This is a genomic window from Corallococcus aberystwythensis, from assembly GCF_003612165.1.
GTDB lineage: Bacteria > Myxococcota > Myxococcia > Myxococcales > Myxococcaceae > Corallococcus > Corallococcus aberystwythensis.
Genome location: NZ_RAWK01000309.1, coordinates 1 through 10,951 on the forward strand (window position 1 = coordinate 1; position 10,951 = coordinate 10,951).

Here is a 10,951-nt window from a genome sequence, read left to right on the forward strand (position 1 = left end):
CCACCACCACCGCCCCGCCCTTCAGCCGCTTCCACGCCGCGAGCGTCACCCTGAAGTCCGGCTCCGTCCCCAGCCGCGCCGCCGCGATGCCCGGGGCCAGCGGCGCCTTGAAGCGGTGCGGGCAGATGGCCTCCACCGGCAGCGTGCTGCCCGCGGCCTCGCGCATCGCCAGCGCGTCCGACGGGGCCTTCAGCGACGCGCAGCCGCTCTCATAGGGCTTGAAGCCCTGGGGCTGGTGGCCCGCGTCCTTGAGGAGCGACAGGAGCGCGCACGACACCTGCGTCTTGCCCACGCCGGTGTCCGTGCCGGTGACGAAGAACTGGAGTGCGTCAGGAACCACGGGAGACTCCCACCCGGCGCAGGGCCTCCAGCGCCAGGTCGATGTGGCCCGTCGTGTGGGCCGCGGAGAGACAGAAGCGCAGCCGGCTGGTGCCGTCCGGCACGGTGGGCGGGCGGATGGCCTTCACCAGCAGGCCCGCCTCGCGCAGGCACCTCGCCGCGTCCAGCGCGCGCGAGGGCTCGCCCAGGATGACCGGGAAGATGGCGCTCCGGGGTTCGGCGGGAAGCCCCAGGGCGCGCAGCCCGTCGGTGAAGCGGTGGATGTGTCCCCACAGCCGCTCGCGCGGGGCGGGGTCATGCTCCACCAGGTCCACCGCGCACTCCGCGGCGGCGCACAGGGCGGCGGGCAGCGCGGTGGAATAGACGAACGGCCGCGCGCGGCTCACCAGCAGGTCCGCCACCGCGCGCGAGGTGGCGACATACGCCCCCAGTCCGCCCAGCGCCTTGCTCAGCGTGCCCATGCGCAGGTCCACCCGCGCCTCCACGCCCAGCGCCTCGCACAGCCCCGCGCCGCGCGCGCCCAGGACGCCGGTGGCGTGCGCCTCGTCCACCATCAGCGCGGCGCCGTGGGCCTCACACGCGGCCACCAGCTCGCGCAGCGGGGCCACGTCCCCGTCCATGGAGAAGACGCTGTCGGTGACCACCAGCTTGCGCCGCGCGGGCGTCTGGTCGAGCGCGCGGGTGAGCGCGGCCACGTCCGCGTGCGGATAGACGACGACGCGCGCGCGGGACAGCCGGCAGCCGTCCACCAGCGAGGCGTGGTTGAGGGCGTCGGAGAACACCGCGTCGCCGGGGCCCACCAGCGCGGGCAGGATGCCGGTGTTGGCCGCGTAGCCGGAGTTGAAGAGGCGTACGGCCTCCGCGCGCTCGAAGCGGGCGAGCCGCGCCTCCAGCCGCTGGTGCGGCACCATGTCCCCCACCACCAGACGGCTGGCGCCGGTGCCCACGCCGTAGCGCTCCAGCGCGGACGCAGCCGCGGCCCGCACGGCGGGCGACGCCGCGAGCCCCAGGTAGTCATTGGAGGAGAAGTTGACCAGCCGCTCTTCCCCCACGCGCACCTCCGCGCCCTGGGGAGAGTCGAGCGGCTCCAGCACGCGGCGGAGGCCCTTCGCGGACAGGGCCTCCAGGTCCTCGCGCGCCCAGCCCTCCGCGACGTGCGAGGCGGGCTTCACCGGTCCTGCCGGGGCTCCAGGGGGCGGATGCCCGCCTTCTCCAGGAGCGCCATGTCCTGGGTGTACTCGGGGTTGCCGGTGGTGAGCAGCTTCTCCCCGAAGAAGAGCGAGTTCGCGCCCGCCATCATGCAGAGCAGCTGCGCCTCCTCGTTCATCTGCATGCGGCCCGCGGACAGGCGCACCATGGCCTGGGGCATCAGCAGGCGCGCGGTGGCGATGGTGCGCACCATGTCCACCGTCTCCACGCGGTGCTGATCCGCCAGGGGCGTGCCCTCCACGGGCACGAGCGCGTTGATGGGCACCGACTCCGGGTGCACCTCCTGGTTGGCCAGCGTGCGCAGCAGGTTGCAGCGGTCGTCCACGGACTCGCCCATGCCGATGATGCCGCCGCAGCACACGGAGATGCCCGCGTCGCGCACCCGATTGAGCGTCTTCAGCCGGTCGTCATAGGTGCGGGTGGAGATGATGTCGCCGTAGTGCTCCGGGGACGTGTCCAGGTTGTGGTTGTACGCGGACAGGCCCGCCTCGCGCAGGCGCTTCGCCTGGCTGTCGGAGAGCATGCCCAGCGTGGCGCACGCCTCCATGCCCAGGGCCCGGACGCCCTTCACCATCTCCAGCACGCTGTCGAACTGCGGACCGTCCTTCACCTCACGCCACGCGGCGCCCATGCAGAAGCGGGTGGCCCCGGCCTTGCGGGCCTGGGACGCGGCGGCCAGCACCTCCGGCACCGCCATCAGCTTCTCCGCCTTGACGCCCGTCTTGTAGCGCGCCGCCTGCGGGCAGTACGCGCAGTCCTCCGGACATCCGCCCGTCTTGATGGAGAGCAGCGAGCACAGCTGCACCTTGTTCTCCACGAACACCTGCCGGTGCACCGTCTGCGCCTTGTGCACCAGATCCAGCAGCGGCAACTGGTACAGCGCCTTCACCTCCGCGAGCGACCAGTCGTGCCGCACCGTCACCCCTTCCGGGGCGGGGGCGGCGTGGTGGGCGTGGCCGTGGAAGGACTCGGCGGTGTCGGACATGGGGGCTCCTTGGGAGACGTCAGGAGGCGGACGGTGCGTGGCCGGAAGGCCATTGTCAACGCTCGTTCGTCAGGGGGTTGACGAGTGCCCGCAAAGACAGAAAGGGACGTCCGTACGCGACGGACGTCCCTTGGCTGTCTCCCGCCTCATCGGTCGAGGAGCCCTGCGTGACTAGACGTGGACGCGACGACCGCGGCCGGCGAGGCCCACGAGGAACAGCACGGCCAGCGCGCCCAGCACGGAGAAGAGCAGGCCCGTGGGGTGCAGGTCGAAGGCCCGACCGTCACGCGAGAAGAGCGAACCCACGAAACCACCCACGAACGAACCCGCGATTCCCAGCAGCGTGGTGGCGATGAGCCCCATCGACTGGTTGCCCGGCATGATGGCTCGAGCGATCAGACCCGCGACCAGACCAATCACCAGAAAAGCGATAATCCCCATGGCACTCTCCCTGTGTGGGGGGCGCGCTATCTCGCGTCGCCCGTGGACCAGAAACTGGGCTGTCCCTCCCTGTGGGGCAACCCGCTACCTGATCCACGACAGCCTGCCTGCCTGCTCCCCTGGCATGGCGTAAGCATGAGGCGAGGAAACGTCAGGGGTCTGGGATAGAGACTCCAACCCATGGCGAAGGCGAAGACGCACTACACCTGTCAGGCCTGCGGCTACCAGACGGCGAAGTGGCTCGGGAAGTGCCCGGACTGCGGCGCCTGGAGCTCGCTCCTGGAGGAGACCGAAGCGAAGGTGGACGACAAGCGCCCGGCGTGGGGCGCGTCGGGGGGCGCCTCCCGGCCGGTGAAGCTCCAGGACGTGACGGGGGAGACGGAGGTGCGCCGCAGGACGGGCATCGCGGAGTTCGACCGCGTGCTGGGCGGCGGCGTGGTGGGCGGTTCGCTGGTGCTCCTGGGCGGTGACCCGGGCATCGGCAAGTCCACGCTGCTGTTGGCGGCGCTGGACAAGCTGGCGCGGCACGGGCCGGTGCTCTACGTGTCAGGTGAAGAGAGCCTGCGGCAGACGAAGATGCGCGCGGAGCGCCTGCGGGTGGAGAGTGAGGCCATCCACCTGTTCGCGGAGACGGACGCGGACCGGGTGCTCCAGGCCGCGGAGGCGCTGAAGCCGCAGGCGCTGGTGGTGGACTCCATCCAGACCATGTACCTGCCGGAGCTGGGCAACGCGCCGGGCAGCATCACCCAGGTGCGCGAGGTGGCGGGCCGGCTGATGGCGTTCGCCAAGCGCAGCGGGGTGCCCACGTTCCTGGTGGGGCACGTGACGAAGGAGGGCTCCATCGCGGGTCCCCGGGTGCTGGAGCACATGGTGGACACGGTCCTCTACTTCGAGGGCGAGCGGGGCCACCCGTTCCGCCTGCTGCGCGCGCACAAGAACCGCTTCGGCAGCACCAACGAGATTGGCGTCTTCGAGATGAAGGGCGCGGGGCTGGTGGAGGTGGCGGACCCGTCCGCGCTGTTCCTCTCCGAGCGCCCCCAGGGCAAGTCCGGCAGCGTGGTGACGAGCACGCTCAACGGCACGCGGCCGCTGTTGGTGGAGGTGCAGGCGCTGGTGGCACCCACGGGTTACGGCACCGCGCGGCGCACGGCGATTGGCGTGGACGGCAACCGCGTGGCGCTGCTGGCGGCGGTGCTGGAGAAGAAGGAGGAGATTCCGCTGGTGGGCTGCGACCTGTTCGTCAACGTGGCGGGCGGCATGCAGTTGAGCGAACCGGCGTGCGACCTGGCGGTGTGCGCGGCGCTGGTGAGCAGCCTGCAGAACCGGCCGTTGGACGCGAAGACGCTGGTGCTGGGGGAGGTGGGGCTCGCGGGCGAGGTGCGCGCGGTGGGCCAGGTGGACTCGAGGCTCGCGGAGGCCGCGAAGATGGGCTTCCAGCGGGTGGTGCTGCCTGCGGGCAGTGCGCGGCGCGTGGAGGAGACGAAGCTCCAGGTGGTGGGCGTGGAGACCCTGGGCGAAGCGCTGGCGGCGATGTTCGACTGACGGCGCGGGGGTCAGTGCTTGGAGCGCATCCAGGACACGTCCGGCACGCGCGAGGGCTTCGTGAGGGTGGGCAGGTCGAAGAAGGCCTCGCGGCCCAGCGTGGCGATGAGCTGGCTTTCCGCGGCGTCGCCCTCCGGGGTCATGGCCTGGGTGGGAAGCTCATAGGGCTGGACGAGGACGAGGCCACCGTCGAGAGACTGGCGCTGGGACGCGGGGATGGCGTCCAGGCGCGGGCCGAAGACGTCCACGAAGGGGGCACCGAAGATGTTGCGCCAGTAGAGGCCTTCCAGGCCTTCGCTGTAGTCGCGCAGGTTGAAAACAAGGGTGGAGCCGAAGCCATCTGCGTTGGGCTCGACCCGGTCTCCCTTGCGCTGGAAATCGTCATCGGGGCCTGACTGGACCAGGGGCGAGCCCAGCAGGTGCATGATTTCGACGACCTGACGCAGATGGGCCTCGCGCCACCGGGCCGTTCGGGCCTCCACAATCGATGTGTACCAGCTGAACGAACCGATGAAGGGGTACTGCCCATTTTTTTCAGGGGAGAGGTGGAGGAAGTCTCGATCTGTCTTCGCCCCGATGAAGAGGCGCTTGGATTCGTCGTAGCAGGCCGCGACCGCATTCAGGTCGAAAGTACCTGACTCAAACCGTTCATCCACGCCGACCCCTCCGTAGCGTACGGGCTGGAACCACTGGCCCTCCACGAAGAACCGGCGGAGGAGTTCACGGATGGTGCTCGTCGATGGAACACCCGGGAGAAGTGACCAGCGGGTTCTCAGATAGCGCAACGCCATGAGCAGCTTTCAAGGGAAGGGCTGGATGTTGGCCTGGCCCGACCGCCTGAGGCCTTCAAGTTCCGCCTGAAGTGGCCCGGTCAACCGCGTCGCCCCCTCGGGATGTTTGGCGGAACGGATCCAGAGTTCGAGGGAGCCACCGTACTTCTGTACGTACTTAATCATGGCCTTGATGTTCCCCGTGAGCGCCAGCTCCGCGCGGCCCTTCACCTCCACGAAGTCGTAGGCACCGCCCCAGACCAGGTCCCCTTTGTGCCCCGTCACGGCATCCGGGACGAACCCTTCGGCCTTGCTGCCCGGGGGCGGCAGCAGGAGGTCCGTGTTCTTCGGCAGCTTCCGGCTCTGAAGCACGGACTGTTCGAACGCACTGCCCGCGCCCTTGTTCTTGATGACCGTCTGGTAGAGCCGCTCCCACTCCGGATCCACGGCGTACTTGAAGCTCGGATACTTGCCCGGGTGACGGAACTGGTAGTCCACCCACGCCTGCGCCAGATGCTCCGCGCTGCCCGGCACCAGCCGCGCACCTTCCTCTGTCGCCCGTGAGCCTACCAGGGCCACGCGCTTGCCCTGGGCCAGCACGCGCCCTGCTTCGGCGAGCGGCGCCTCCAGCCGCATCGCGATGGCTCGCAGCCGTTCCACGTCCTCCGCGGACACGGACTCACCGCGCCCCGCCGCGCGCAGCACCCGGCGGAGCTCCTGGGCCTCCCGTGGCGACAGGTGCTGCACCACCCGCTGCAACACCTGCACCTCACGCAGGCTCCGGCCCGTGAGCAGCGCGACCCGCTCCGCGCCCTGCACGCCTTCCGACAGCAGGCGCCCCGACACCACCGGCAGCACCACGCTCACCGCGCACAGCAGCCGCTCGCCGTCCGTCAGCGGATGCCCCAGGAGGCTCTGCCCCAGCACCACGCCGCTCAAGTCCCCCACCTCGCCGGTGACGGGCAGCAGCCCCAGGGCGATCTCCAGCACCACCTCTTCCGGCGGAACGCCCGGAGGCTCACGGGCCGGGTCCCACGCCGGGGGCGCGAAGCGGCCCGCCTCCACCGCCGACGCGAGGAGGCTGTCGCGCGCCAGCAGGTAGAGCGCCACCTCACTGGGGCTCTTGCGCGGGAAGTCCGGGTCGTCCAGGTGCGTGGAGGCCCAGTCCAGCACCGCATCCAGCAGCGCCAGCTGCGTCTCCTCGTAGAGCGGGCTCTCGGTGAGCAGTCCGTCCCCCCCGAGCCGGCGGAAGTGCGCGTCCGCCAGGGCCTGACGGCGCGCATCCGCCCAGCGGTGGAACTCCTCCAGCTTCGCCTCCGCGCGAGCGGACCGCTTGCCGTCCTCCAGCAGGGCCTGCGCGTGCCGGGCCTTCAGCCGCAGGTACACCTCCAGCGGCTCGTCTCTCGCGAGCTCCTCCTCCGTCCGCGCGGAAGCCCAGAGCAGCAGGTCATTGAGCGCGGCATGGCCCACCTGGCGCTCCACCTCCATCACGGCGGGCTGCTTCAAGGCGCTTCGCTTCTCGCGGATGAACGCGAGGTAGCGCCCCAATTCCTCTCCCCCCACGGTGCCGCGCGAACCCGCGTTCCTCACGACGGAGTCCCGCGCGAACGAAACCGGCGAAGCGCTGTGATAGCGCCCGTAGCCGTGCATCCCCACCGGCAGGGTCCGGGAGCCCGGTGTCCCGCAGGCCACCACCGTCAGCAACAGGGCGACGCTTCCACCGAATCTCCCCAGCCATCCATCCGGCATGTCGCGCCCCCAATCCCTTACATCTACCAAGCGGGACTGACGTGTTTCGTGAGCCCCTTCCTGACGCACGTGACGTCCGGCCGTGAAGCCATCAACGCCAGACCCGGACAGCCACCGCCATCACCCGTCAGGGGGATTCCCCTCGCGCCGGAACGCGGAACGAGGACTGGCCAGCGAGCGGGGCATGCCGTTTGATGCGGGGTGCGAGGAGCACCGCCCGGATGAAGCACCGCCCCCATTCCTTCCGTCTGCGGGACGCGCTGGGGTCGCTGTCCGCGCGGCTGCTGCTGGCGTTCCTCCTGCCCACCCTGCTCTTCCTCTCGCTCGCGGGCGCTTCCGTTTACGCGCTCGCCCGCGCGAGCCTGGAGGACGAGCTGGGCGCGAGCCTGTCCGCGCTCGCCGCCGCCACCGCCAGCCAGGTCAGCGGCGAGCGCATGCTCACCATCGAGCCCGGCGACGACGTGTCCGGCACCCGCACCTGGCGCAACCTCGTGCGCCTGCTGGACGGGGTTCGCACCGCCAGCGGCGTGCGCCGCGTCTACGCCGTGGATGCACGGGGCCGCGTGCGCGCGGACGTGGGCGGCAACCTGCCCGTGGGCACCGAGGTCCCGGACCTCGCGCGCGACCGTCTGGAACTGACCCGCGTCCTCGCCGGCAAGCGCGCCGCCAGCCAGGTGCTCTTCACCGGCACCGACGGGCTGCTCTACAAGACGGGCTACGCGCCCGTGGTCCAGGACGGACAGGTGGTGGGCGCCATCGGCGTGGAGGGCAGCGCGGCCTTCTTCGGACCGCTGCGGCGGCTGTGGCGCACCTTCGTCATGGCCAGCGCCGTGGCGCTCGTCGCGCTTGCCTTCATCGCCATCATCACCGCCCGGGGACTGGCCCGTCCGCTGCAGCGGCTGATGGACTCCGCGCTGAGAATCGGCCGGGGTGACCTGACCACGCCCGTGCCTCCGGAGCCCACCCGCGAAATCGGCGTGCTCGCGCGCGAGCTGGAGGTCATGCGCGGCGCGCTGGAGAGCCGGGACCGGCAGCTCAAGCTCATGCTCGCGGGCGTGGCCCACGAGGTGCGCAACCCGCTGGGCGGCATCGCGCTCTTCTCCGGCCTGCTGCAAGAGGACCTGCGCGCGGGCGCCCACGCGGACGCGAACAGCCACGTGGACCGCATCCAGCGCGAGGTCGCGTACCTCCAGCGCATCGTCGAGGACTTCCTCGCCTTCGCCCGCGAACAGCCGCTGGCGCGCGCGCCCATGGAGGCGCCCGACCTCGTCTCCAACGCGTGCGAGCTGCTCTCCGCGGAGGCCCAGGGCAAGGGCGTGTCCCTGGACATGGCCGCCGCGCCCGCGCACCTGGAGGCGGATGGCAGCCTGCTCACCGCCGCGCTCGTGAACCTGGTGAAGAACGCCGTGCAGGCCGCGCCCGCGGGAAGCCGCGTGCGGGTTCGCGGCGAGCTGCGCGACGGCCGCTACGCCATCGACGTCCAGGACTCAGGCCCGGGCGTGCCCGAAGCCGAACGCGAGCGCATCTTCGAGCCCTTCTTCACCACCCGCGAGCAGGGCACCGGCCTGGGCCTGCCGCTCGCGCGCAAGATCGCCAGGGCCCATGGCGGAGAGCTCTCCCTGCGCTCCACGCCCGGCGACACCGTGTTCACGCTGACGCTGCCCTGTCCTCTGGAGGCAGGCGCCGCGCGAGCGGGTTCCTGAGCCGCCTACGCCGCCCCACCCGCGCGCAATGCCTCGCGGGCCTTGAGCAGCATCCGGCGCAGGGGCGCTTCGTCCGCGCGGGTCAGCGCTTCGTCCCACCCCAGCCACTGGATGCCGAAGGACTCCGCCGGATCATGCGCGAGCGCTTCCGGGTCCTCCGCCACCACCAGGTAGCGCACGTCCAGGTGACAGTGCTCGGGCTCGTCCTTGCGCGCGGGGATGACGTGCACGTCCACGTCCAGCGGGCGCGGCGCCGTGGGGTGCAGGTGCACGCGGCAGCCGGTCTCCTCACGGGCCTCGCGCAGCGCGGTGGCCTCCATGTCGCCTGCGTCCCCTGCCTCCGCGTGTCCGCCCGGCTGCAACCAGCGCTTGAGCTTCGCGTGGTGCAGCATCGCCACCCGGCCGCCCGCCGCGTCCACCACCACCGCGCTGCCGGTGAAGTGCGCCTCTCCCTGCGCACGGGAGAAGGGCGCCTCCAGCGACGTGGCGAAGCGGCGCATGCGCGCCAGGTCCTCGCGCTCCTTGTCGTCCGTGGGGACGTGGCGCGTGAGCAGGTCAACGAGGGCGACAGGGACGTGGGCCATGCGCCGGGATAGACACCCGCCGCGCTCCAGACGCCAGCCCTTTCAAGGCGGCCCCACGTGCACCCCGGCCGGTCCGGTGTAGGGTGGCCTGGCGTGTGCATTCCGCCGCAGCCCACCGGCGGCACCCCACCCCCTCCCCCCGAGCAGACGCATGGCCCGCATCCTCGTCATCGACGACCACGACACCCTCCGCGAGGGCATGACCGTCACCCTCACCCGCTCCGGCCACACCGTGTCCGCGGTGAAGAGCGGGGCGGACGGGCTCGCCGCGTACAAGAAGGGCCCCTTCGACCTGGTCGTCACGGACCTGAAGATGGACGGCATGGACGGCATCGCCGTGACGCGCGCCCTCAAGCAGGCGGACCCGGGCGCCGTCGTCATGGTGGTGACGGCGTTCGGCACCATCGAGGTCGCCGTGCAGGCCATGCAGGAGGGCGCCTACGACTTCATCACCAAGCCCTTCCCGCCGGACGTGCTGCGCGCCAAGGTGGACAAGGGGCTGGAGCTGTCCGCCACGCGACGCCAGGTGGAGCGCCTCACCGCCCGCACGGACGCGCACGACGCCGACGCGGCCCTCACCCACCGCGACCTCGTGGGCGACAGCGAGCCCATGCAGAAGCTGCTCGCCCAGGTGCGCAAGGTCGCCGCGAGCGACGCCACCGTGCTCGTGCGCGGCGAGAGCGGCACCGGCAAGGAGCTGGTCGCGCGGATGCTCCACCAGCGCTCCCCGCGCAAGGACGGCCCCTTCGTCGTCGTGCACTGCGCGGCGCTGGCGGAGACGCTGCTGGAGAGCGAGCTGTTCGGCCACGAGCGCGGCTCCTTCACCGGCGCGGTGAAGCGCAAGCTGGGCCGCTTCGAGCTGGCCGACGGCGGCACCCTCTTCCTGGATGAGATTGGAGAGATTCCCGCCTCCGTGCAGACGAAGCTGTTGCGCGTGCTCCAGGAGAAGGAGCTGCAGCGCGTGGGCGGCGAGGAGACGCTCAAGGTGGACGTGCGCGTGGTGAGCGCCACGCACCGCGACCTCCAGGCGGAGGTGAAGGCGGGCCGCTTCCGCGAGGACCTCTACTACCGGCTGCACATCGTCCCGCTCACCCTGCCGCCCCTGCGCGAGCGCCCCGAGGACCTGCCCGCGCTCGCGCGCCACTTCGTCGCCAAGCACGCGCCCCGGGTCAACCGGCGCGTCACCGGCATCGACGACGCGGCGCTGCACGCGCTCACCCGCCACGCGTGGCCCGGCAACGTGCGCGAGCTGGAGAACGTGATGGAGCAGGCGCTCGTCTTCGCCGAGGGCGAGACGCTCACCCCGCAGGACCTGCCCTCGCACCTGGCGGGCCAGACGCCGCGCATGGACGCCGGGCTGCCAGTGCCCCAGGGGGACCGCCCCCTGCCGGACATCCTGGAGGACCTGGAGCGCCAGCTCATCGCCCGCGCCTACGAGAAGGCGGGCGGCGTGAAGACGGAGACCGCCCGGCTCCTGGGCATCAAGACCTCCGCGCTCTACTACAAGCTGGAGAAGTACGGCTTCCTGCCGCGCGGCGAGCGCCCCGACGAAGGCCAGGCCTGAGCGGAGTGCTCGCGCCCGGGGCCTCGGAAATCCGTCACCCCCGCCCCGGCCCCATGACTTTCCAC

At 71.4% G+C, this 10,951-nt stretch carries 10 protein-coding genes; 3 read left to right on the plus strand and 7 right to left on the minus strand.

Features of this window, described 5'->3' with window-relative positions:
- The 4 genes from bioD to D7W81_RS35310 all read right to left on the minus strand — a co-directional run.
- The coding region (bioD, locus tag D7W81_RS35295; RefSeq protein WP_147445735.1) for an ATP-dependent dethiobiotin synthetase BioD at window positions 1–340 on the minus strand (340 nt) is incomplete at its 3' end.
- Window positions 330–1,511 carry an 8-amino-7-oxononanoate synthase gene (bioF, locus tag D7W81_RS35300; RefSeq protein ID WP_120559781.1) on the minus strand — a complete coding sequence of 394 codons (1,182 nt, stop codon included), beginning with the start codon at window positions 1,509–1,511 and terminating at the stop codon, window positions 330–332. The genes bioD and bioF, both read right to left, overlap by 11 nt.
- Window positions 1,508–2,533, minus strand: coding sequence for a biotin synthase BioB (bioB, locus tag D7W81_RS35305; RefSeq protein ID WP_120559782.1), 1,026 nt, complete (start codon window positions 2,531–2,533; stop codon window positions 1,508–1,510). Before bioB ends, bioF begins: the two co-directional genes overlap by 4 nt.
- 171 nt (window positions 2,534–2,704) lie before the next feature.
- Window positions 2,705–2,974 (minus strand): GlsB/YeaQ/YmgE family stress response membrane protein, encoded by a 270-nt coding sequence (locus D7W81_RS35310; RefSeq protein WP_120559783.1) that lies wholly within the window; start codon window positions 2,972–2,974, stop codon window positions 2,705–2,707.
- A gap of 180 nt (window positions 2,975–3,154) precedes the next feature.
- On the opposite strand from D7W81_RS35310, the gene radA reads away from it, so the two are divergent.
- Window positions 3,155–4,516 (plus strand): DNA repair protein RadA, encoded by a 1,362-nt coding sequence (gene radA, locus D7W81_RS35315; protein ID WP_120559784.1) that lies wholly within the window; start codon window positions 3,155–3,157, stop codon window positions 4,514–4,516.
- A gap of 11 nt (window positions 4,517–4,527) precedes the next feature.
- Here the strand turns inward: radA and D7W81_RS42115 are convergent, their stop codons facing one another.
- Window positions 4,528–5,172 (minus strand): hypothetical protein, encoded by a 645-nt coding sequence (locus tag D7W81_RS42115; protein WP_147445736.1) that lies wholly within the window; start codon window positions 5,170–5,172, stop codon window positions 4,528–4,530.
- 144 nt (window positions 5,173–5,316) lie between these two features.
- The gene (locus D7W81_RS35325; protein ID WP_147445737.1) at window positions 5,317–7,035 is read right to left on the minus strand and encodes a hypothetical protein; all 1,719 of its coding nucleotides are present in this window, start codon (window positions 7,033–7,035) and stop codon (window positions 5,317–5,319) included.
- Window positions 7,036–7,256: 221 nt separating this feature from the next.
- On the opposite strand from D7W81_RS35325, the gene D7W81_RS35330 reads away from it, so the two are divergent.
- The gene (locus D7W81_RS35330; RefSeq protein WP_120559787.1) at window positions 7,257–8,738 is read left to right on the plus strand and encodes a sensor histidine kinase; all 1,482 of its coding nucleotides are present in this window, start codon (window positions 7,257–7,259) and stop codon (window positions 8,736–8,738) included.
- Between the two features lie 5 nt (window positions 8,739–8,743).
- Here the strand turns inward: D7W81_RS35330 and D7W81_RS35335 are convergent, their stop codons facing one another.
- Window positions 8,744–9,322, minus strand: a complete 579-nt coding sequence (locus D7W81_RS35335; RefSeq protein WP_120559788.1) for an NUDIX hydrolase — start codon at window positions 9,320–9,322, stop codon at window positions 8,744–8,746.
- 151 nt (window positions 9,323–9,473) lie between these two features.
- Between D7W81_RS35335 and D7W81_RS35340 the strand changes: the two genes are divergently transcribed.
- On the plus strand, window positions 9,474–10,886 hold the full coding sequence (locus D7W81_RS35340; RefSeq protein WP_120559789.1) for a sigma-54-dependent transcriptional regulator: 1,413 nt from the start codon (window positions 9,474–9,476) through the stop codon (window positions 10,884–10,886).
- Window positions 10,887–10,951 lie beyond the last annotated feature (65 nt).

What these genes read in the sequence shown, in the direction of transcription:
- bioB (WP_120559782.1), bottom strand. Translation starts at nt 2,533, where the DNA reads ATGTCCGACACCGCCGAGTCCTTCCACGGCCACGCCCACCACGCCGCC.
- D7W81_RS35310 (WP_120559783.1), bottom strand. Translation starts at nt 2,974, where the DNA reads ATGGGGATTATCGCTTTTCTGGTGATTGGTCTGGTCGCGGGTCTGATC.
- radA (WP_120559784.1), top strand. Translation starts at nt 3,155, where the DNA reads ATGGCGAAGGCGAAGACGCACTACACCTGTCAGGCCTGCGGCTACCAG.
- D7W81_RS35325 (WP_147445737.1), bottom strand. Translation starts at nt 7,035, where the DNA reads ATGCCGGATGGATGGCTGGGGAGATTCGGTGGAAGCGTCGCCCTGTTG.
- D7W81_RS35335 (WP_120559788.1), bottom strand. Translation starts at nt 9,322, where the DNA reads ATGGCCCACGTCCCTGTCGCCCTCGTTGACCTGCTCACGCGCCACGTC.
- D7W81_RS35340 (WP_120559789.1), top strand. Translation starts at nt 9,474, where the DNA reads ATGGCCCGCATCCTCGTCATCGACGACCACGACACCCTCCGCGAGGGC.
- D7W81_RS35330 (WP_120559787.1), top strand. Translation starts at nt 7,257, where the DNA reads ATGAAGCACCGCCCCCATTCCTTCCGTCTGCGGGACGCGCTGGGGTCG.